This is a genomic window from Rhodoluna sp. KAS3 (genome assembly GCF_026000575.1).
Classification (GTDB): Bacteria; Actinomycetota; Actinomycetes; order Actinomycetales; family Microbacteriaceae; genus Rhodoluna.
The window spans coordinates 733,526-755,483 of the sequence record NZ_AP026910.1 but is presented as its reverse complement, the minus strand read 5'-3'; the positions used below and the strand labels follow the sequence as shown (position 1 = coordinate 755,483).

Here is a 21,958-nt window from a genome sequence, read left to right as displayed (position 1 = left end):
AAAACTTGTGGGATTTGGATGATTACTTCATCCGTCTCGACCTCTAATGCTACCAGCAGTATGCGGTAATCGGCAAGTAAATCCCTCGGAGTGCCGTCGAGCATGTGAGAGAATAGAGAAACCGCTGAGCGGTCCCTTTCTTCAATCTAATTAGAGGTTTCTTTTGTCGCCACGCGCAACCACCCGTCTAGAACCGGCAAAGACCGATCCAGCGATGATTCGCAATTTCTGCATCATCGCCCACATTGATCACGGTAAGTCAACTTTGGCTGACCGAATGCTTCAGCTAACCGGTGTCGTCGACGACCGTTCTATGCGTGCCCAGTACTTGGACCGCATGGACATCGAACGTGAGCGCGGAATCACGATCAAGTCCCAGGCTGTTCGCATGCCTTGGGAGATGGATGGCAAAACCTACGCGCTCAACATGATTGACACACCTGGGCACGTTGACTTCACCTACGAGGTGTCTCGTTCATTGGCCGCCTGTGAGGGAGCTGTTCTTCTGGTTGATGCTGCTCAGGGTATCGAGGCCCAGACCCTGGCCAACCTTTACTTGGCGATGGAAAATGACCTCAAGATCATTCCAGTCCTAAACAAAATTGACCTCCCAGCTGCACAGCCAGAAAAGTATGCGGAGGAGCTGGCCAACCTAATCGGTGGAAATCCTGAAGATTGCCTTCGCGTCTCAGGAAAAACCGGTATGGGTGTTGACTCGCTGCTTGACCTGATTGTCAACGAGGTGCCTGCGCCAGTTGGTGACCCGAATGCGCCGGCTCGCGCGATGATCTTTGACTCGGTTTATGACAGTTATCGTGGCGTAGTTACTTACATCCGCATGATTGACGGGCAGCTCAAGCCACGTGAGCAAATCACCATGATGTCTACTAAAGCGGTCCACGAAGCGCTGGAGATCGGTGTTTCTTCACCAGAACCAGAACCTACCAAGGGCCTTGGAGTCGGTGAGGTCGGTTACTTGATCACCGGTGTGAAGGACGTTCGTCAGTCCAAGGTCGGTGACACGGTTACCACCAAGCTAAACCCGGCAACTGAGCCGCTAAAGGGTTATGCGGACCCAAAGCCAATGGTTTTCTCGGGCGTGTATCCGATTGATGGATCCGACTACCCAGTCTTGCGCGAAGCGTTGGACAAGCTCAAGCTTTCAGACGCCGCACTGGTCTACGAGCCAGAAACCTCGGTAGCTCTCGGTTTCGGATTCCGAATTGGATTCCTGGGCCTATTGCACCTAGAGATCGTCACCGAACGTCTTGAGCGCGAGTTTGGGCTGGACCTGATTGCCACGGCTCCATCGGTGGTCTACGAGGTAACCCTTGAGAACGGCGACGAGATTACCGTCACCAACCCGAGTGAATTCCCTGGCGGAAAAATTAAGAAGATCCTCGAGCCGATTGTGCGTGCCACAATTCTGAGCCCGAAAGACTACGTCGGTACCATCATGGAGCTCTGCCAGAGTCGCCGTGGCACCATGATCGACATGCAGTATCTGGGTGAAGACCGCGTTCAACTTCGATACACCCTTCCGCTGGCCGAGATTGTTTTTGACTTCTTTGACCAGCTGAAGAGCAAGACCGCCGGTTACGGATCTCTCGACTACGAGGAAATCGGTCTTGAAGAAGGAGATCTAGTCAAGGTTGACCTGCTTCTTCAGGGTGAACAGGTTGATGCCTTTAGCGCAATCGTGCACCGAGAAAAGGCTTATGCCTACGGTGTCATGATCACCGGCAAGCTACGCGAGTTGATCCCGCGCCAGCAGTTCGAAGTCCCAATTCAGGCTGCCATCGGTGCCAGAATTATTGCCCGCGAGTCAATCAGGGCTATGCGTAAAGATGTTCTTGCCAAGTGTTACGGCGGTGACATCAGCCGTAAGCGCAAACTTCTTGAGAAGCAAAAAGAGGGTAAGAAGCGCATGAAGACCATTGGTCGCGTTGAAGTGCCGCAAGAGGCATTCATTGCCGCGCTATCGACCGATGGCGAGAAAAAGGGCGAGAAGAAGAAGTAGTGGCCGGACCACTGCCAATTGGCGAACCCGCCCCAAGTGACGGCAGTTTGCCGGCACAAGCAGGCGAGGGTGCTGAACACAGAAGTCTCCATGCCTATGTGCACATTCCCTTTTGTCGTGTCCGTTGCGGTTACTGCGATTTCAATACCTATACAGCTTCCGAGCTCGATGGCGCGAGCCAATCTGAGTATGCAGACGTCTTAATTTCTGAGATTACTTTTAGCCAGGGTGTTCTAGCTCGAACCGGCATCCAGAAACGAGTACTTTCCACGGTATTTTTTGGTGGCGGAACTCCTACGCAATTGCCGGCCTCAGATCTAGTCAAGATTCTCGGTTCACTCGACTCTGCGTTCGGTATTTCCGACGCCGCAGAAATAACCACTGAGGCCAACCCCGATACCGTTGACCTCGAATACCTTCAGGCTCTCAAGGCGGGCGGATTCACCCGAGTATCCTTCGGCATGCAGTCGGCTGTTCCATCGGTCCTGGCCACTTTGGAGCGCACACATAATCCGGCAAACGTCCCGGCCGCCATCGAGGCCGCTAAAGCTGCTGGGCTGGCGACCTCTGTAGACCTAATTTACGGAGCACCGGGCGAGACCCTAGAGCAGTGGCGCGAAAGCATCATGGCCGCACTGAGCATGGAACCCGATCACGTTTCTGCATACGCCCTGATCGTAGAACCGGGCACTAAATTGGCGCGGCAGATTCGAAGCGGTGAGCTCGATGAGCCCGATGAAGATTTGCAGGCAGATAAGTACGAGCTGGCCGATCAGTTGCTAAAAGATGCTGGATTCAAGTGGTACGAGGTTAGTAATTGGGCAAAGGAAGCAGCTGGCGTCGAAAACGCCTCGAGGCATAATCTGGCCTACTGGCAGGGGCAGGACTGGTGGGGTTACGGCCCCGGTGCTCACAGTCATTTCGGGGGGGTGCGTTGGTGGAATCAGAAGCATCCGAGTGCCTATTCGGCATCTCTGACGTCCGGAAACTCGCCGGCTGCTGGTCGGGAAGTCTTGTCGGAGAGGACACGCCTTGAGGAGAGAATTCTCCTCGAGGTCAGAATTTACGAAGGTCTTTCTGTCGACCTGGCCAAAACAGTTAGCAAGCACGCAGTGGAGTTGATCGCTGGATTCATTGCCGACGGCTTAATCGAGCCGGGAGCGGCGATTAATGGTCAAATCCGGCTGACGCTCAAGGGACGATTATTAGCCGATTCTCTGGTTAGAAAACTACTGGACTAGTTCTTGACGAATCGGATAGTCAGCGGGTAGCGATAGAAGTCTCCCTGGCTGGCTCGATAGGAAGCGACAATCCTAAAAATTGTCCAGTAGATTGGCAACGCCCAAATTACCAACCAACCGATAACTGAAATCGCTAGGCCGATAGCAAAGACCACCATCGTTAGGCCAAAGTTGAGTGACTCGGTCACGTGGTGACGAATGAAAGGCCCCTTGTCTCTGAAAAGCAGAAATCCAAGTACTGGGGCAAAGAACTCAAACACAATTGCAACAGCATGTACCAGGACCGACCAAAGTTTCTCTTCCTCTTTAGAGAATTGATTACCCGCAGATTTGTACTCGTTTGTGTCTGACATGATTTCTACCCCTTTACCTAGCCGTTTCAGTCTATGGAATCGGCCCACCACAGGCTAATATTGGCACTCAAGGACATCGAGTGCTAGCGAAAGAGAGGCCATCTTGATACCGGATAGAAGCCTCGAGGTTTTGCGAGCGATTGTTCAGGACTACATCGCAACCAAGGAGCCGGTGGGTTCAAAATCTCTTGTTGAGCGGCACTCATTTGGCGTCTCGGCAGCCACGATTCGCAATGATATGGCGTTTCTAGAAGAAGAGAACCTGATTCATGCGCCGCACACTTCGGCCGGTCGTGTTCCAACCGATAAAGGCTATCGAGTCTTTGTTGATCGCCTTAACGAGGTAAAACCGCTCAACACTGCTGAGCGCCTGGCTATCAAAAGTTTCATGACCGGCAGTGCAGACTTGGATGAAACTCTCGGTAGGACTGTCCGGTTGCTCTCACAGCTGACCAATCAGGTCGCTATGGTTCAGTACCCAACACTTGGCAAGGCAACCGTTCGGCACATCGAGCTCATTCCCGCCTCTGACACCCGCATTCTTATGGTGCTGATCACTGACAGCGGCCGTATTCAACAGCACGTTGTTGAATTGGGGCAAACCATCGATGAAGGATTCGTGGGTGAACTGAGGGCAAGACTCAACACCCTTTTGACCGGTTTAGCTCTGAGCGCTGTAGCCGAGAAGCTCAGTGGTTTGGACAAGTTTTTTGAGCCACGCTTTGCCCAGCAAGTTGGTTCAATTTGCGCCAGCCTGATTGAACAAGTCGATGCAAACCGTCAAGAGAAGATTATTTTGGCCGGGGCCGCAAATCTTGCTAGGCGCGAGCAGGACTTCCCGGGAAGTATTTCTCCGGTACTTGAAGCTATTGAGGAGCAGGTGGTTCTGCTCAAGTTGATTTCGGAAATGCAGGCAGAGCAGCATGGAGTGAGCGTGCGAATTGGCCGAGAAAACTCCTTCGAGGGACTTGCTGGTGCCTCGGTTGTTGTCAGCGGATATGAAAATCAGGGCAGTGAGATTGCCAAGTTGGGCGTCATTGGGCCGACTCGAATGGACTATTCATCAAACATTGCGTCAGTGCGAGCCGTGGCACGTTACTTGACCAAAGCACTAGGAAACTGAGGAACTTTTGGCTGATCACTACGAGGTTTTGGGTGTCGCACGCGATGCATCCGAGGACCAAATCAAGAAGGCTTACCGAAAGTTAGCTCGTGAACTGCACCCGGATGTCAACCCGGCACCTGAGGCGCAGGAGCGATTTAAGTCGGTGACCCACGCCTATGAGGTGTTGAGCGATGCCAATTCTCGACGTCAATACGACATGGGCGGACAGGATCCATTCGGTGGTTCGGGTGGATTCGGATTTGGCGACATTTTTGACACCTTCTTCGGCGGTTCAAGCCAACGCGGGCCAAAGTCGCGTGCCGAGCGTGGGCAGGATGCGCTTATCCGAGTGGAGCTAACTCTTGAAGAGGTCACTTTTGGTGTGGCCAAAGAAATCGAGGTTGACACCGCCGTAATTTGTGAAACCTGCTCAGGAAGTTGCTGCCGACCAGGTACCTCTATGGCGGTTTGTGATATTTGTCGAGGAACCGGACAAATCCAGCGACAGGTTCGATCACTTCTTGGCAATGTTGTTACCTCTCAGCCCTGTGGAACATGCCGCGGGTACGGTCAGGTAATCCCGGAGCCTTGTCTTGACTGTCGCGGACAAGGAAGAGTTAGAGCCCGCCGTTCGCTTGACCTAAACATTCCCGCTGGAGTTGAGGACGGTTTGCGTCTTCAACTTGCTAGCCAGGGCGAGGTGGGTTTCGCAGGCGGTCCAAACGGAGACCTGTACGTTGACATCTCGGTTCGTGAGCACGACATTTTCGGTCGACAGGGTGATGACCTCACCTGTGTCCTGGTGGTGCCGATGCAGGATGCCATCTTGGGTGCATTGACCAAAATTGAGACTTTTGATGGTCCTCAATCAATCGAGATTGAGCCGGGGCAGCAGACTGGCGACATTATTACCGTCAAGGGCAAGGGTGTTCAGCGACTTCGGGCTTCTGGACGCGGTGATTTGAAAATTCGGGTTCAAGTTTCGACACCAACCAAGCTTGACTCCAAACAGAAGGAACTGATTCGAAAGCTTGCGGCCATGCGCAAGTCTGATTCGATCAAGTTGGTCGAACAGACTCACGGTTTCTTTGCCGGACGACGGAAGAACTAATCATGGTTGAACCGCTGTTTAAAACAACCTTGGGTAGCCCGGTTGTTGATGGCATCATTACTCTTTCAGGTTCAGAGGGAAAGCACGCCGTTTCGGTCCGCAGGATGCGAGTTGGCGAGGGAATTCAGCTGACTGATGGGCGAGGAACTCGAGTTCGCGGTTTGGTGGACTCATTGGCTCAAAATAGCCTGACCGTTCGAATCTCAGAGGTGATTCTTGAGTCTGAACCGGAAGCAAAGTTGACCCTGATTCAGGCACTTGCCAAAGGTGACCGCGATGAACTTGCAATCCAGGCAGCCACCGAATTGGGCGCCTGGGGCATCGTTCCTTGGCAATCAGAGCGTTCTATCTCGCGGTGGGAAGGTGCAAAAGTATCCAAAGGCGTAGAGCGCTGGCAGACGATTGTTGCCGAAGCGGCCAAACAATCCCTGCGGGTATTTGAACCGGTGGTTGCTCAGCCAGTGTCATCAAAGCAACTGGCGACAATGATAGGTTCCTTCGATCTCGTGTTAGTTCTAGATCCAACGGCCAAAGTGGGCCTTGGCAATGTTGATTTATCCGGGGAGAACGTGGCAATTGTGGTTGGCCCAGAGGGTGGCATCAGTGATTCTGAATTGGCACTTTTTGAAGAGGCCGGCGCAACGCGAGTGAACCTCGGTGCGCCCATTTTGCGCACCTCAACGGCGGGTGTTGCTGCGATAGCCGTTATCCAAGCCAAGCTTGGGCTCTGGTCCTGACCGCAGAAGTAGACTGACACCATGATTGACTGCATTTTTTGCAAAATTGCCGCAAAAGAGATTCCAGCAAAGATTGTTGCTGAAACCGAGCTCTCTTTGGCCTTTTGGGACATTGCTCCCAAGCAGCCAATTCACATCTTGGTGATCCCAAAGCAGCATCATGAAAATGTTGCCGAGTTGGCCGCCGAGGCCACAGACTACCTGGTTGATTTGGTGCAGTTGGGGTCTCGCATCGCCTCAGATGTATCCACCGGCTCGTTCCGCCTCACTTTCAACACCGGAGTCGAGGCCGGTCAAACGGTATTCCACGCACACGGTCACATAACCAGCACAACACCTAAGGAGCAGGTTGCCTAATTCTTCGGCCGATAAATCACGCACCGAGATCCTTGAGGTACAGGGAGTGCCGATGGTGGCGCTTTTTGGAACCGAGGACAGGCTCCTAAAGACGCTGGAGCTAACCTATCCAGATGTTGATGTGCACGCCCGCGGAAATTCGATAGCCATCAATGGTCCAGCCAGCCAAGTTGCCGCAGCGAAGAGCCTCATTGAGGAAATGATTGCCATGATCATCGCGGGTAAAGAATTGGTTCCTCAAGACCTGACCCGTTCTGCCAAGATGCTGAGTACCGACATCAAACCCGCCGATGTTCTGAGCCAGAGCATTCTGAGCTCGCGGGGTAAGAGCATTAGGCCAAAAACTCTTGGGCAAAAGAACTATGTGGACGCCATTGATGATCACACAGTGGTTTTTGGAATTGGTCCGGCTGGAACTGGAAAGACCTACCTGGCCATGGCCAAAGCGGTTCAGGCGCTGCAACGCAAAGAAGTCAGTCGCATTATTTTGACTAGGCCGGCGGTTGAAGCCGGTGAGCGACTTGGATTTCTGCCTGGAACCCTCAACGACAAGATTGATCCTTATCTAAGGCCACTTTTCGATGCACTTCACGAGATGCTTGATTCAGAAGCTGTTCCAAAGCTAATGGCAGCAGGAACCATCGAAGTTGCGCCGTTGGCCTACATGCGTGGCCGTACTCTAAACGATTCGTTCATCATCCTCGATGAAGCGCAAAACACCACACCAGAGCAAATGAAGATGTTCCTGACCCGATTGGGATTCAATTCCAAAATGGTCGTGACCGGTGACATCACCCAGATTGACCTGCCAACCGGAGCCTCTGGTCTGCGGACAGCCGTGGAGGTTTTAAGCGATCTCGAGGACATGTACTTTGCAACCCTAACCTCTGAGGATGTGGTTCGTCACACCCTCGTTTCAAAAATTGTCGATGCCTATTCGAAGTATGACGAGTCCAAACTGAAGCCTGGAGCCAAGAAATAATGAGTATCGAAATCAATAACGAGACTGAGATTGAGGTCGATGAGGCTCGAGTACTAAGCCTGGCAACCCATGCACTTGACGTTCTCTACATTCATCCCAAAGCTGACCTAGCAATTGTGTTTGTTGATGAGCCCGCTATGGAGACACTCCACATTGAGTGGATGGATGAGCCAGGCCCAACTGATGTCCTCAGTTTCCCGATGGATGAGCTTCGACCTGGGACGGAACTCGAGCCAACTCCAGCCGGGCTCCTCGGCGACATCGTCATTTGCCCGCAGGTGGCAGCCAAGCAAGCCCTTGCTGCCGGGCACGAGACAATAAACGAGGTCTTGCTTCTGACCACCCACGGAATACTCCACCTGCTTGGGTATGACCACGCCGAACCAGATGAAGAAAAAGAAATGTTTGGACTTCAGCGTGAAATTCTCGAAAGTTTCTATGCGTCTGAAGGTGCTAGTCGTTGATCATTCTCGCAATCTGGATAGCGGTCATTCTGGCCGTCTTGACGACTGTGACGGCCGTTCTCAAGGCGGCTTTAGAAGCCAATGAAGACCCGCAAGCTGAATCACTAGGTTTTGTGCGACTGAGCCTCACCGGAATATTTGGTGTGGTGGTTGGCCAAAGCGTTAGCCCGTTGGGTTGGAGTTGGTGGCAGGGTGCCCTAATTGCCAGCTTCTGGATGTTTGCACTGCTAATCGGCAGTCAGTTTGCTGCCAAGCGCCTTGGTCAGGCAGAGATAATCAAATCGCTTGCTCAGTCTGCCGCGCCACTAATTCGTTCGATTCACCTGGTCTTCACCCCGATTTCTTTGCCGAAGAGTGAAGAGCCAGAAGAGTTTGAGCAGGAACTCCTAGATTCAGTGGAAGAGTTCAGCGAGACCATCGTTCGCGAGATTATGGTTCCGCGAGTCGACATGGCAACGGTAGCCGCCGACGTTGAGCTTCGAGATGCAATGGGTGTTTTTCTAAAACGCGGTTACTCGCGGTTGCCTGTAGTTGGCAAGAACATCGATGACATTAGCGGCATTTTGTACATGAAAGATGTGGCTCGACTGCTGCATGAAAGCCCGAGCGTGATGGCCAAACGAAAGGCAAGCACCGTTGCCCGGCCAGTCATCTTTGTACCTGAATCAAAACAGGTAGATGATCTACTGCGCGAAATGCAACTCTCCTCAACCCACATCGCCGTTGTAATTGACGAGTACGGGGGAGTTGCCGGTCTGGCAACCATGGAGGATGTGATCGAGGAAATCGTCGGCGAAATCAGCGATGAATACGACCGCGACGACTTGGACTTTGTAGATCTTGGTGACGGCCGCTACCGAGTGAATGCGCGCTTTCCGCTCAGCGATCTGGGCGAGAATCTTGAGCTTGAACTCGAAGATGAGGACGTTGATAGCATCGGCGGACTTCTGGCCAAGGCCTTGGGCAGATTGCCTAAATTCAAAGATGAGGTAACCGTTTCTGGCCTGAACATCACCGCAGAGCGAATTGAAGGTAAGCGAAAGCGACTAACCTCGGTAATCGTGCAGAAAGCACAGAGTTTGGCTGACGCCCAGTCTGCCTTTGAGCAACTGGATCAGGAGAACTAATGAGCGAGCACCGTTCAGGATTTGCATCATTCGTTGGGCGCCCAAACGTGGGTAAGTCAACTTTGACCAACGCTTTGGTGGGCGAGAAGATCGCCATCACCAGTGCCAAGCCGCAGACCACTCGCCGTGCGATTCGAGGAATCGTCCACCGTGATTTTGGTCAACTCATCCTTGTTGACACTCCAGGTTTACACCGACCTCGCACGCTACTTGGACAGCGCCTCAATGATCTAGTCGAGCAAACCCTCGGCGACGTCGACGTGATTGGGTTTTGCATCCCAGCCAACGAAAAAATTGGTCCGGGTGACCAGTTCATCAATGAGCAGCTGAACGAGTTCAGAAGGGCCAAGCTTGTGGCAATCGTCACAAAATCAGAACTGGTTAGTCCTGAGGAGCTGGCTAGGCAGCTGATAGCCGTGGCTGAGTTGCGTGATTGGCGTGCAATCGTTCCGGTTTCCGCAGTCGCCGAGGACCAACTTGAAGTTTTGACGAAGGTGCTAATCGACCTGCTGCCTGAATCGCCGGCTCTTTATCCGCCAGAGGCTGTTACCGACGAGACACTTGAGAATCGCATCTGCGAATTGATTCGTGAGGCTGCGCTCGAAGGTGTTCGTGATGAGTTGCCTCACTCAATCGCTGTCACCATCGATGAAATGTCAAAGCGTAAGGGTCAGAACCTTACCGACATCCATGCCAACATTTTTGTTGAGCGAGACAGTCAAAAAGGCATCATCATTGGCCACAAGGGCTCACGACTAATTGATGTCGGAAAGCGCTCACGACTAGAAATCGAAAAGCTAATCGGGCACAAGGTGTTTCTGGGACTGCGGGTAAAGGTTGCATCAGAGTGGCAGCGCGATCCAAAACAGCTTGGGAAACTTGGATTCTAGGGATTTCAGGTCTACTCTAAAAGTGTGTTCTCGCTCCTGCTTAGCGGCCGCAACGAGGCCTAACCCGGCCTTCCTCGTTGCGGAGCTTTTTGCTGGTCGCACTCACGCCATTGAATTGGCCCACATTTTTAGTCCGAAGGCATAGTTTTAGCTCTCGGGTCAACAGGAGAACATCATGGAAAACACACAGCGTCCTTCGGGAATGCCGGTTCACAAATATGTACCATTTCACGAGCAAATTGCGGTTTCGCTTCCAGACCGCACCTGGCCGAACAAAGTAATTTCTGAGGCTCCGCGCTGGTGCGCAGTTGACCTTCGCGATGGCAACCAAGCCTTGATTGACCCGATGAGTCCGGAGCGCAAGCTCAAGATGTTCAAACTTTTAGTCAAAATGGGCTACAAGGAGATCGAGGTTGGATTTCCATCGGCCAGCCAGACTGACTTTGATTTCGTTCGTCTACTAATTGAAGATGGGCACATCCCAGAAGATGTGACGATTCAGGTGCTCACTCAGGCCCGCGATGCGCTTATTGAGCGCACCTACGAGTCGCTAAAGGGTGCCAAGAAGGCAATCGTGCACTTCTACAACTCAACTTCAGTTCTTCAGCGCCGAGTGGTTTTCAATCAGGACAAACAGGGCATCATGGAGATCGCACTCTCGGGTGCTCGCAAATGCCGCTCGATGGAGTCGCTGATTCCTGAAACCGACGTTTACTACGAGTACTCTCCAGAGTCATACACCGGCACCGAGCTCGAGTATGCGGTTGAGGTTTGCAATGCCGTCATCGAGGTTCTAGATCCAAAGCCGGATCACAAGATGGTCATCAACCTACCGGCAACGGTAGAGATGGCAACTCCGAATGTTTACGCTGACTCCATCGAATGGATGAGCCGAAACATCGCCCGACGCGACAGCGTTCTGATTTCGTTGCACCCGCACAATGACCGTGGAACTGCAGTTGCCGCGGCTGAGCTCGGATACATGGCCGGTGCCGACCGTATTGAGGGCTGCCTGTTCGGAAACGGCGAGCGTACTGGAAACGTAGACCTAATCACTCTGGGTATGAACCTCTTCAGTCAGGGTATTGACCCTCACATCGACTTCAGTGATCTAGACGAGATTAAGCGGACAGTGGAGTACTGCAACCAATTGGCCGTGCCAGAACGCGCTCCTTACGGTGGAGATTTGGTTTACACAGCGTTCTCAGGTTCGCACCAGGACGCTATCAAAAAGGGCTTCGAGCTCATGGCCAAAGAGGCTGATGACAAGGGCGTGTCGGTCGACGACTTGGTTTGGGCCGTTCCTTACCTGCCAATCGACCCTAAGGACGTTGGTCGTTCATACGAGGCTGTTATCCGTGTGAATTCACAGTCGGGTAAGGGTGGCGTGGCTTATCTTTTGAAGACCGATCACCACCTAGACCTACCTAGAAAGCTTCAGATTGAGTTCTCGCGCGTGGTTCAAAACCGCACCGATGAAAAGGGCGGCGAAGTCTCATCAGCCATGCTTTGGGACATCTTCACCGATGAGTACTTGCCGGCCCCTGCGGACCGAATTGACCTTAAGTGGGGCCGTTTCGAGCTCAAAAAGATGCGCACCGCCAGCGACATGAACGGCACTGTCGACCTTGACATCGTGTTGCGTGATGGAACTGGCGAGTTGGAAGCACACGGTACCGGTAACGGCCCGATTTCAGCTTTCTTGAGTGTCTTGAGTCAGCAGGGCGTCGAAGTTCGCCTGCTCGACTATGTTGAACACACCTTGAGTGAGGGTGGCGACGCTCAGGCTGCTGCCTACGTCGAGCTAGAGGTCAACGGAAAGACACTTTGGGGTGTTGGTATTGATGGCGACATCTCGACTGCGTCTCTCAAGGCGGTTATTTCCGCGGTGAACCGAGCCATTCGCGACTAATCAGGACAATTAGTCGGATACTTGCTCTGTGCCTTTATACAGAGATGAAGCGGTTGTGCTGCGTACCCACAAGTTGGGTGAGGCTGACCGCATCGTCACGCTTTTGTCGAGGTACAACGGGCAAATCAGGGCTGTAGCCAAGGGTGTTCGCCGAACCGGTTCAAAGTTCGGTGCCCGTCTTGAGCCGTTCATGGTTGTTGAAGCTCAGTTTTATGAGGGTCGCACACTCGATGTCGTCAATCAGGTTGAAACTATTGGGGCCTACGGCCGCGAAATAATTGCCGATTACCCTGCCTACACCGCTGCAACCGCGATGGTTGAAACCGCCGAAAAACTTACCGGTGATGACTCAAGTCCTCAGCAGTATTTGCTGTTGGTTGGTGCGCTCAGGTCACTGGCCAACCGTGAACATGCTGCCTCATTGGTATTAGATTCTTATCTCCTTCGTGCACTGGCAATTGCGGGTTGGGCTCCAAACTTTGTTGACTGCTCTCGTTGTTCCGCTCCAGGACCTCATCAGGCGTTTGTGATGCAGCTCGGCGGCGTGGTTTGTCGTGATTGCCGGCCAGCAGGTGCGGCAGTGATTGACCAGCAAACCGCGGTCATGCTTGGAGCGCTGTTGTCTGGCGAGTGGGAAGTAGTTGAGGCTGCTCCTGACGGTATTCGCTCCGCAGCATCGGGTATCGTTGCTGCTTATAGTCAGTGGCACATCGAGCGCGGACTAAAGTCCCTTCAACACGTGGAACGTCAATGAGTACTTTTGATTCAGTAGCCAAGCCGGGCGTAACCGTGCCAAGTTTTGTGCCCGGATCTGTGCCGCAGCACATTGCCATTGTTATGGATGGCAACGGCCGATGGGCCAACCAACGCGGACTCACTCGGGTAGAGGGGCATAAAGCCGGTGAGGCGGCCTTGCTTGACGTTGTTGCCGGCGCGATTGAAGCCGGGGTTAAGTACCTCACGGTCTACGCGTTTTCTACCGAGAATTGGAAGCGTTCACCTGACGAGGTTCGTTTTCTTATGGGCTTCAACCGCGAGGTGCTTCGAAAGCGTCGCGACCAACTGAATTCCTGGGGTGTCCGGATTCGCTGGGCTGGTCGCAGGCCGCGGCTTTGGTTATCGGTGATCGATGAGCTTAGAGCAGCCGAAAAGTTGACCGAAAAGAACACGACGCTGACTCTGACTATGTGTGTGAATTATGGGTCACGAATTGAGATCGCCGACGCTGTGAAGGCAATTGCAACCGATGTTGAATCAGGCAAGCTAAAGGCTAGCGCAGTGTCAGAGCGCACCATTCAGAAGTATCTCAACACCAACTACCTGCCAGATGTTGATTTGTTCCTTCGAAGCTCGGGGGAGCAGCGCACCTCAAACTTTCTACTTTGGCAGTCTGCCTATGCGGAATTTGTTTTTATGGATACCCTCTGGCCAGACTTTGATCGAACCTCTTTGTGGGCTGCCATCGGGCACTATCACCAGCGAGATAGAAGATTTGGTGGCGCTGTAGATCAGCCAAAATCCCAGGCTTCAAAGTAGACTAAGAACTTCGAACAAGTGCCAGGCATCCAGCTTGGGCAAGGAGTTTAAGTGGCTACCCCAAATCGTCTAGATTCAGTAATTTCTCTCGCAAAACGTCGCGGATTTGTTTTCCAGGCTGGCGAGATTTACGGCGGAAGCCGCTCGGCTTGGGATTACGGACCACTTGGTGTTGAACTCAAAGAGAACATCAAAAAGCAGTGGTGGCGGACTGTAGTACAGAGCCGCGAAGACATTGTTGGACTTGACTCGTCAGTAATCCTGCCTCGCAAGGTCTGGGAGGCATCTGGCCACGTTCGTGAGTTCTCAGACCCTCTAATTGAGTGCACCAGCTGCCACAAGCGCTTCCGTCAGGATCACCTAGAAGAAGCCTTCGAAGAGAAAAAGGGCCGTGCTCCTGGGAGCATGGCTGACATTGCCTGCCCGAACTGCGGCGGCAAGGACATCTGGACTGAGCCGAAGGCCTTCAATGGATTGCTACAAACCTTCTTGGGTCCGGTAGCAGCTGAGGAAGGGCTTCACTACCTTCGTCCAGAGACTGCGCAGGGCATTTTTGTTAACTTCGCCAATGTTCTTGGTGCAGCTCGAATGAAGCCTCCGTTTGGAATCGGTCAAATCGGAAAGTCATTCCGAAACGAGATCACACCTGGAAACTTCATCTTCCGTACTCGCGAGTTCGAGCAGATGGAGATGGAATTCTTTGTCGAGCCTGGAACCGACGAAGAATGGCACGACTATTGGATTGAACAGCGTATGAATTGGTACACCGATTTGGGTATCAATCCAGACAACCTGCGCCTCTACGAGCACGCCAAAGAGAAGCTGTCACACTACTCAAAGCGCACCGTCGACATCGAGTATCGCTTCGGTTTCCCGGGCAGTGAATTTGGCGAGCTTGAAGGTATTGCAAACCGCACCGACTTTGACCTCACCACTCACTCCCGTGAATCAGGCACCGATCTGAGCTACTTCGACCAGGCCAAGGGTGAGCGTTGGACTCCCTACGTAATTGAGCCAGCTGCGGGTCTGACCCGTTCGCTAATGGCCTTCTTGGTTGACGCGTATTCTGAGGATGAAGCACCAAACACCAAGGGTGGCGTAGACGTCCGTACAGTTCTCCGTCTTGATTACCGACTGGCTCCAGTTAAGGCCGCTATTCTTCCGTTGTCTCGTAATGAGGACCTATCGCCAGTTGCGCGTAACCTCGCTCAGGAGCTGCGTGGTTACTGGAACATCGACTTTGATGACTCGGGTGCGATTGGTCGCCGATACCGTCGTCAGGACGAGATCGGAACCCCATTCTGTGTGACCGTCGACTTCGAGACTCTTGATGACCAGGCAGTTACCGTTCGCGAACGAGACACCATGCAGCAGGAGCGCGTGTCGCTGTCTAAGCTGCGCGAATACCTTGGCGCCAAGCTAGTTTCTTAGGAACCATGACCGATCAACTGGGCGAGAAGCCGGCTCTGCAGTACGGTTCCATCGGGATTAAAACCCCGGTGGTGCTGGCACCTATGGCTGGCATCACTAACACCGCTTTTCGACGGCTGTGTCGTGAATTTGGCGGCGGGCTGTTTGTTTCTGAAATGGTCACTTCTAGGGCGCTCGTCGAGCGTACCGAAGAGTCTTTGCGACTCGTGGGGCATCACGAGTCCGAAGACATCCGCTCAGTGCAGCTCTACGGTGTTGACCCAAAGACCATCGCTGAGGCTGTAACCATGCTGGTTGCTGAGGACCGCGCCGACCACATCGATTTGAATTTCGGATGCCCGGTGCCAAAGGTGACCCGAAAGGGAGGCGGAGCTGCTCTGCCTTGGAAGCAAGACCTCTTCGCTTCAATTGTCACGGCCGCAGTTAAGGCCGCGGGCGATATTCCGCTGACCGTAAAAATGCGCAAAGGTATCGATTCGGATCACCTAACTTACCTGGATGCCGGAAAAGCAGCCAGAGATGCCGGTGTGACTGCGGTTGCTCTGCACGGCCGAACAGCTTCGGAGTATTACTCGGGACAGGCAGACTGGCAGGCAATCGCAACGCTCAGAGAGTCTCTGCCGGATGTCCAGGTTCTTGGAAACGGTGACATTTGGTCAGCTGCGGATGCAATTCGAATGATGCGTGAAACCGGGGTAGACGGCGTCGTAGTTGGTCGCGGTTGCCTGGGTCGCCCATGGCTGTTTGGAGACCTTCAGGCGGCCTTCGATGAGTACCAGCGTGATCCAAACTCAAATGCTGCTATTTCGCCGATTCAGCCAAACCTTGGTCAAGTTGCTGATGCGTTCAAGCGTCACGGCGAGCTTCTAGTCGAGTTTTTTGAGAGCGAAGAACACGCCTGCCGAGACATTCGCAAGCACGTTGCCTGGTACTTCAAGGGTTATCCGGTAGGTGGGGAATTCAGAGCCTCGCTTGCACAGGTTGAGTCGCTGGCACACATGGATGACATTCTGGGAACACTCGATCGCGATCAGCCGTATCCGGGTGAAGAAGCCGAAGGCCCACGTGGACGACTGGGTGGTGCAAAAGTTTGCGCACTCCCAGAAAATTGGCTTCAGTCGCGTGAGTTGATCGGCGACCAGCGTAAGGTCCTTCTAGATGCGGAAATCGGAGTTTCAGGAGGCTAAATGGACATTCGAAACTCAATCGAGCCTGGCTACAGTGACTTCGATCGTGAACGGTTCCTGACCGAAGAGCGAACCAGCGGCACTCGGCGCGGAGAGTTTGCCCGCGATCGGGCACGCGTGGTTCATTCGTCTGCCCTTCGCCGACTCGGTGCCAAGACTCAAGTACTTTCTCCATCTGGTGGAGATTTTGCCCGCACTCGTTTGACCCACTCTCTAGAGGTGGCTCAGATTGGTCGCGAAATGGCACGTGACCTAAACCTCAACGCTGACATCGTTGACATGGCTTGTTTGGCCCATGATTTGGGTCATCCGCCGTTCGGACACAATGGTGAAAAGGCCTTGAACGACTGGTCTGAGAACATCGGTGGGTTTGAGGGCAACGCTCAGACTCTGCGTTTGCTCACCCGCATCGAACCAAAAGTTTTCCTGCCTGACGGCACCTCGCTCGGACTAAATCTTACTCGTGCCAGCCTAGATGCCACCTGCAAGTATCCGTGGAGTCTTGCTGATGCCCCTCAGGGTCGCGAGCACTCAATCAAGTTTGGTGTTTACGAAGATGACCTGCCGGTGTTTGATTGGCTTCGAGAAGGCGCCCCGTATCGGGTTAAGTCTGTTGAGGCCCAGGTCATGGATTTTGCCGATGATGTTGCCTACTCAGTTCATGATTTTGAAGACGCTATTGTCGGTGGATTCGTTGACCTTTCGGTCCTGAGTGATGTGCGCTCAGGTAGTGAACTGGTAGCCAAAATCGCCGAGTGGAGTCTGGGTATCTACAGCGAGGATGAGCTTAGTGAAGCCTTGGATCGACTTAAGGCCGAAACCTACTGGTTGAAGCACTACGACAAGAGCGCAGAAGCCCAGGGCACCCTGAAGAACCTCAGTAGCGCCCTGATCGGACGATTTGTCAGTCAGACCATCGATGCCATTGTCGACGCCTCACCGAGTGATTCGATGGCGCGTTTCGGTGCCAACATTGTGGTTCCGGTTTCGGTTCGACAAGAAATTGCCACACTCAAGGGCATTGTCTCGGCATTCCTGATGTCTCACGAGTCTCGCCGTCCATTTTATGAATGGCAACGTGCCTTGCTCGCTGAGTTAGCTGATGCCCTGCTGGATGCAAATGGCCAGCACCTAGACGCCTACTCTCGCGCAGCCTGGGCAGGCGCCAAGACTGAGGCCGAGCACCGTCGTGTGATTGTTGATCAAGTTGCGTCTCTCACCGATCAGAGTGCAATCAACCTGCATCACCGCTTAGTCGGCTCTCCGAATGCGACCTAGGATAACTTCTATGGCAGGCAAGATTCGGTCGCGAGACATTGACGAGGTCAAATCTCGGATAAATATCGCCGATGTCATTAGCGAGTATGTCGCACTTCGACCGGCAAGCGTTGGATCGCTCAAGGGACTATGCCCATTCCACGATGAGAAGTCTCCGTCATTCAATGTCCGACCTGCTCAGGGTTTTTATCACTGCTTCGGTTGCGGCGAGGGAGGCGATGTCTACAAATTCGTCCAGCAAATGGATCAGCTGAGTTTCTATGAGGCAGTCGAGAAGTTGGCTGCTCGGGTTGGCTTTGAACTGACCTACGAAGAGGGCTCTTCAAGTCCGGATCAGGGCCAGCGGTCTCGATTGCTAGAGGCAAATTCTGCAGCTGCTGAATTCTATGCAAATCAACTCATGACTGACGCAGCTATTCCTGGGCGCGACTTCCTAAAGGGCAGGGGCTTTGACAAAGCCGCGGCAGAGCATTTTGGCATTGGTTTTGCACCTCAGGGGTGGAATAACCTGGTCGACCACCTCACCGCCAAAGGGTTCACCCTTGATGAGCTAGTGACTGCCGGTTTGGCAACCAAGAGTGAGCGCGGGGCGTACGACAAATTTCGCGGTCGTCTAATTTGGCCAATTCGAGACACAACCGGCCAGGTAATTGGTTTTGGTGCACGAAAACTGTTCGATGATGATCAGGGCCCAAAGTATCTGAACACAAGTGACACTTTGGTTTACCACAAGTCACAGGTCCTTTACGGACTTGATTTGGCAAAGCGCGACATCGCCAAGCAGCAAAAGGTAGTTGTTGTCGAGGGGTACACCGACGTAATGGCCTGCCACCTAGCAGGAATCACCACAGCTTTAGCTACCTGCGGAACTGCATTCGGTGATGATCACATAAGGATCCTGAACCGCATGCTCTCGGCTGAAAAAGACACTCCAGCAGAAGTCATTTTTACTTTTGACCCTGATGCTGCCGGTCAGAAGGCGGCTATGCGAGCATTCTCAGATTCAGAGAAATTCTCGGCTCAAACATTTGTTGCTGTCGGGCCAGACGGTCTTGATCCGTGCGATTTGAGGTCAGCCAGGGGCGACGAAGCTGTCCGGCTGATGATTGAGAACAAGCGCCCGTTGTTTGAGTTTGCTATCAAACAGAAGATTTCGAAGTTCGATCTGGCAACTATCGAGGGGCGGGTTGGCGCGGCTCGCGCTGCAGCGCCTATCGTCGCCGGAATCCGCGATTCGGCTCTTCGCCCAGCATATATTCGAGAACTTGCCGGATGGGTGAATCTTGAAGGCAACGAGGTAGCCGCGTTGGTCGATGCTGCAGGTAAGGCCGTTCGTAAAGAAGCGGTTGCAGACCTTCGACGGAATCAAGTGAGCACTCAGTCTGAGCATGAACCACCAGTGGCCGGCTTTTCGCTGCCAAACCTAAGTGACCCGATTACTCGATTCGAGCGCCAAGTGCTTGAGGTGCTTGTCCAGGTTCCTGACAGCTACAGCCAGGCGGAATTAGCCAGACTTGTTCGCGACGGGTTCTCTGCCTCGGCGCACAACTCCATTTTGGAGGCAGTTGCAACTGCGGCGGCGGTTAGGCAGCAGCCTGAGTTCTTGGCAACCGTTGCTAGAGCAACACCCGAGGAACTTCACCCTCTGTTGCGTGAAATTGCTGCACAGTCATTGCCGGCAGCCGACCAGGCAGGCCTAGTCAGGTATGGTCAGGGTGTAATTGGCCGCGCATTAGTCAACACACTTGCGCACGCAAAAGCCGATCTCCTTGCGGCGCTTCGACGCGTGGACGCAACCCTAGAGCCAGAAGAGTCTTCCAGGATTCAGCGCGAGCTGGTTGATCTCGAAGCTGAAAGGCGTCGGCTCCAAGGTGCCTAAAGTGATCTCGATTGCTCCAAAGAGTTTTCCGGAGTATGAGGAAGCAGTTCAATCTGCAGGGGGAGTGCTGGCGCCGCTTTCGACCGAAACCAAGGGGCTAATCTGGACCGATTATTCTTCACCTGGCGACTTGGCCGAGCTGCTGCGTAACCATCCGCAAATCGATTGGGTGCAATTACCGTTTGCTGGGGTAGATGCGTTCGAGCAGGTGATTCAGGTGCCTCATCGATTCACGTCAGCTAAGGGTGCATATCGCGAACCGGTTGCCGAACATGCCTTGGCTCTGAGCCTTGCTCTGATGCGTATTTTGCCAGAGCGGGCGCGCGCAAAACATTGGGGCCGGCCATTCGCGGTGAGCCTTTACGATGCAAAAGTTCTAATCGTTGGTGGGGGAGGAATCACTGAGGAGCTGCTGAATCTGCTGGCACCATTTCGTGCCGATGTCACGGTGATTCGCAAGCAGGCTATTGGCCTTCAAGGCTGCAGAACACTTACTTTTGAAAGCCTGGATGCTGAGTTACCGCAAGCGGACCTGGTCTTGATCACAGCAGCCCTCACACCCGAGACTAGGCACCTGTTTGATGCCCGTCGCGTTGGACTAATGAAGCCCTCCGCGTATCTGGTCAACATTGCTCGCGGACCAATCATCAAGTCGGAAGACCTTATTTCTGCATTAGATGAAGGCGTGATAGCCGGTGCAGCGCTCGATGTGACTGATCCGGAACCCCTGCCGGAAGGACACCCGCTGTGGGATGCCAAGAACATTCTGATCACACCGCACACAGCCGATACACGCGAAATGGTGGTGCGCTTGTTTTCAGAGCGTATCCGTGAAAACACCCTCGCCTTTATTGCTGGTGAGCCGCTGGTTGGTGCGGTATCAGCAAAACTTGGATACTAATTTCGCGAAAACCGGCGATTTGCACCTAAAACTTTGGTAATCTTTTCAGGTTGCTAAATCAACATTCCTCGGTAGCTCAATTGGCAGAGCAATCGGCTGTTAACCGATAGGTTCTTGGTTCGAGTCCAAGCCGGGGAGCCACTCTTTTTCGATGATCTGGAGGCCACGTTGATACGTTGGATCCAGGACCGTAAATGGCTCTCCCTAACTTACCTTTCACTATTTGGTGTCCTATTTTTGGGCGGCATCGACCTCATGTCTCAGGGGTATGTGGCATTACTGTCATCCTCGCTTTTCAGCCTTGCAATTTTGGCTCTCTATAAGCAGCCTTGGCTGAGTGTTGCACTCTTAGTTATTGCACCGGGTCTAGCAATTTACCTGGGGCTCTCGCCTCTTGCCGGTGTAGTCAGTGCGCTAGCGGCACTCTTCATTCTTGCCATGATGGCCAACCCGCTATTTGCGAGGGTAACTTTTGGCGTGAATGTTGTTGCCGGAACCACCCTCGCTGGGCTTTTGATTTACTCCGGAAGTCCAGCCGTTCAAAGTTTTGGAATTGCTCTTCTCGATGACAGTGCGCGTCTTTTCGCTTTGGCAATTTCTGGGCTGGCAATTGTTGGCCTAAATGCAACGGCGTTTCTGGGCGGGCGGTACCTAATCACTCGCCACTTGCACGTTGGAACTCCGTTTGATCGAGCTATCGCTACTGATCTTCAATCACAGTTGGCCCTGGAGCTTGCCGAGCAGACTGAGCGTTTTGAGATTGCTCGTGACATCAACGAGCTCATCATTCAAAAGGTTTCTGCCGTGATTTCACAGGCTGAGGGTGGTCTCTACGCCGCCAAAGCCGACATCAACTCTTCGATTAGAACTCTGGAGCGTATCGGCCAGAGTGCGAGAGCGGCACACACCGAACTGCGAAGACTCTTCGACATGTTGAACCGTAAGCACACCGTTACTGCCGCACCGCCTCGGATCAAGAATCTCGAAGACCTGGTTGTGGCCTATCGCGAGTTCGGCTATTCCGTGTCGATGAGCCATGAGGGAGTGCCGTTTCGAATCAACTCCGGCGCTGAATTGGCGGTCTATCGAATTGTTGTCGATGCCCTCGAAAACGTGAAGCAGCACTGCCCAGTTGGCACCGATGTGAGCATTGCCTTTAGCTGGGTTGACGAAGGTCTGCAGGTGTTAGTCAAAGACAATGGCGTTGAGGTCTCCCGACGCGCAGATCTAAACCTGAGCGTTGAAGAGTCTGGTTACACCGCCGACGACGACCTACGAGCTCTTATTGAGCCCATCAAGGGCGCTAGTATCACTGCCATGCGGGAGCGCGCAGCTCTGTATGGTGGCAGCATCGAGGCTACTCAGGTTCCGGGCGTTGGTTTCACGCTTTCAGCAATTTTCCCTAGACTCAAGACCTTGGCTGCGTCCGGTCAACGAATTCACTAAC

20 protein-coding genes and 1 tRNA gene are annotated in these 21,958 nt (G+C 53.3%); 20 read left to right on the top strand and 1 reads right to left on the bottom strand.

Features of this window, described 5'->3' with window-relative positions:
• The first annotated feature begins 163 nt into the window (after window positions 1-163).
• Together lepA and hemW are read left to right on the top strand one after the other, a co-directional pair.
• Window positions 164-2,020, top strand: a complete 1,857-nt coding sequence (gene lepA, locus OO731_RS03755; protein WP_138275465.1) for a translation elongation factor 4 — start codon at window positions 164-166, stop codon at window positions 2,018-2,020.
• Window positions 2,020-3,261 carry a radical SAM family heme chaperone HemW gene (hemW, locus tag OO731_RS03750; protein WP_264889711.1) on the top strand — a complete coding sequence of 414 codons (1,242 nt, stop codon included), beginning with the start codon at window positions 2,020-2,022 and terminating at the stop codon, window positions 3,259-3,261. Before lepA ends, hemW begins: the two co-directional genes overlap by 1 nt.
• Here the strand turns inward: hemW and OO731_RS03745 are convergent.
• A complete protein-coding gene (locus tag OO731_RS03745) occupies window positions 3,258-3,614 on the bottom strand; it encodes a DUF4870 domain-containing protein (protein ID WP_264889710.1) in 357 nt (118 codons plus the stop codon). The genes hemW and OO731_RS03745 overlap by 4 nt on opposite strands.
• A 103-nt stretch (window positions 3,615-3,717) precedes the next feature.
• On the opposite strand from OO731_RS03745, the gene hrcA reads away from it, so the two are divergent.
• From hrcA to OO731_RS03655, 18 genes are all read left to right on the top strand, one after another.
• Window positions 3,718-4,737: a heat-inducible transcriptional repressor HrcA gene (hrcA, locus tag OO731_RS03740; protein ID WP_264889709.1), complete on the top strand. Its 1,020-nt coding sequence runs from the start codon at window positions 3,718-3,720 to the stop codon at window positions 4,735-4,737.
• Window positions 4,738-4,744: 7 nt separating this feature from the next.
• On the top strand, window positions 4,745-5,830 hold the full coding sequence (gene dnaJ, locus OO731_RS03735; RefSeq protein ID WP_264889708.1) for a molecular chaperone DnaJ: 1,086 nt from the start codon (window positions 4,745-4,747) through the stop codon (window positions 5,828-5,830).
• A gap of 2 nt (window positions 5,831-5,832) precedes the next feature.
• On the top strand, window positions 5,833-6,567 hold the full coding sequence (locus tag OO731_RS03730; protein WP_264889707.1) for a 16S rRNA (uracil(1498)-N(3))-methyltransferase: 735 nt from the start codon (window positions 5,833-5,835) through the stop codon (window positions 6,565-6,567).
• A 21-nt stretch (window positions 6,568-6,588) separates the two neighbouring features.
• Entirely contained in the window at window positions 6,589-6,924 is a 336-nt protein-coding gene (locus tag OO731_RS03725; protein WP_264889706.1) for an HIT domain-containing protein, read from the top strand.
• A gap of 52 nt (window positions 6,925-6,976) precedes the next feature.
• Window positions 6,977-7,906: a PhoH family protein gene (locus OO731_RS03720; RefSeq protein ID WP_264890663.1), complete on the top strand. Its 930-nt coding sequence runs from the start codon at window positions 6,977-6,979 to the stop codon at window positions 7,904-7,906.
• On the top strand, window positions 7,906-8,370 hold the full coding sequence (gene ybeY / locus OO731_RS03715) for an rRNA maturation RNase YbeY (protein WP_138275458.1): 465 nt from the start codon (window positions 7,906-7,908) through the stop codon (window positions 8,368-8,370). The genes OO731_RS03720 and ybeY overlap by 1 nt, the downstream gene beginning before the upstream one ends.
• Complete coding sequence (locus OO731_RS03710) at window positions 8,367-9,497, top strand: CBS domain-containing protein (RefSeq protein ID WP_264889705.1); 1,131 nt, start codon at window positions 8,367-8,369, stop codon at window positions 9,495-9,497. The genes ybeY and OO731_RS03710 overlap by 4 nt, the downstream gene beginning before the upstream one ends.
• Window positions 9,497-10,387 (top strand): GTPase Era, encoded by an 891-nt coding sequence (gene era / locus OO731_RS03705; protein ID WP_138275456.1) that lies wholly within the window; start codon window positions 9,497-9,499, stop codon window positions 10,385-10,387. Before OO731_RS03710 ends, era begins: the two co-directional genes overlap by 1 nt.
• A 175-nt stretch (window positions 10,388-10,562) precedes the next feature.
• Complete coding sequence (gene leuA / locus OO731_RS03700) at window positions 10,563-12,299, top strand: 2-isopropylmalate synthase (protein ID WP_264889704.1); 1,737 nt, start codon at window positions 10,563-10,565, stop codon at window positions 12,297-12,299.
• 28 nt (window positions 12,300-12,327) lie between these two features.
• Complete coding sequence (gene recO / locus OO731_RS03695) at window positions 12,328-13,053, top strand: DNA repair protein RecO (protein ID WP_264889703.1); 726 nt, start codon at window positions 12,328-12,330, stop codon at window positions 13,051-13,053.
• The gene (locus OO731_RS03690; protein WP_264889702.1) at window positions 13,050-13,835 is read left to right on the top strand and encodes an isoprenyl transferase; all 786 of its coding nucleotides are present in this window, start codon (window positions 13,050-13,052) and stop codon (window positions 13,833-13,835) included. The genes recO and OO731_RS03690 overlap by 4 nt, the downstream gene beginning before the upstream one ends.
• A gap of 51 nt (window positions 13,836-13,886) precedes the next feature.
• On the top strand, window positions 13,887-15,266 hold the full coding sequence (locus OO731_RS03685) for a glycine--tRNA ligase (protein WP_264889701.1): 1,380 nt from the start codon (window positions 13,887-13,889) through the stop codon (window positions 15,264-15,266).
• Between the two features lie 5 nt (window positions 15,267-15,271).
• Window positions 15,272-16,453 (top strand): tRNA dihydrouridine synthase DusB, encoded by a 1,182-nt coding sequence (gene dusB, locus OO731_RS03680; protein ID WP_264889700.1) that lies wholly within the window; start codon window positions 15,272-15,274, stop codon window positions 16,451-16,453.
• On the top strand, window positions 16,454-17,731 hold the full coding sequence (locus tag OO731_RS03675; protein ID WP_264889699.1) for a deoxyguanosinetriphosphate triphosphohydrolase: 1,278 nt from the start codon (window positions 16,454-16,456) through the stop codon (window positions 17,729-17,731).
• 10 nt (window positions 17,732-17,741) lie between these two features.
• Window positions 17,742-19,610, top strand: a complete 1,869-nt coding sequence (gene dnaG, locus OO731_RS03670) for a DNA primase (protein WP_264889698.1) — start codon at window positions 17,742-17,744, stop codon at window positions 19,608-19,610.
• Window positions 19,603-20,511: a D-isomer specific 2-hydroxyacid dehydrogenase family protein gene (locus OO731_RS03665; protein WP_264889697.1), complete on the top strand. Its 909-nt coding sequence runs from the start codon at window positions 19,603-19,605 to the stop codon at window positions 20,509-20,511. The genes dnaG and OO731_RS03665 overlap by 8 nt, the downstream gene beginning before the upstream one ends.
• Before the next feature lie 65 nt (window positions 20,512-20,576).
• Window positions 20,577-20,652: transfer RNA gene (locus OO731_RS03660), tRNA-Asn, on the top strand.
• Window positions 20,653-20,679: 27 nt separating this feature from the next.
• Window positions 20,680-21,957, top strand: coding sequence for a histidine kinase (locus tag OO731_RS03655; RefSeq protein WP_264889696.1), 1,278 nt, complete (start codon window positions 20,680-20,682; stop codon window positions 21,955-21,957).
• Window position 21,958: the final 1 nt, after the last annotated feature.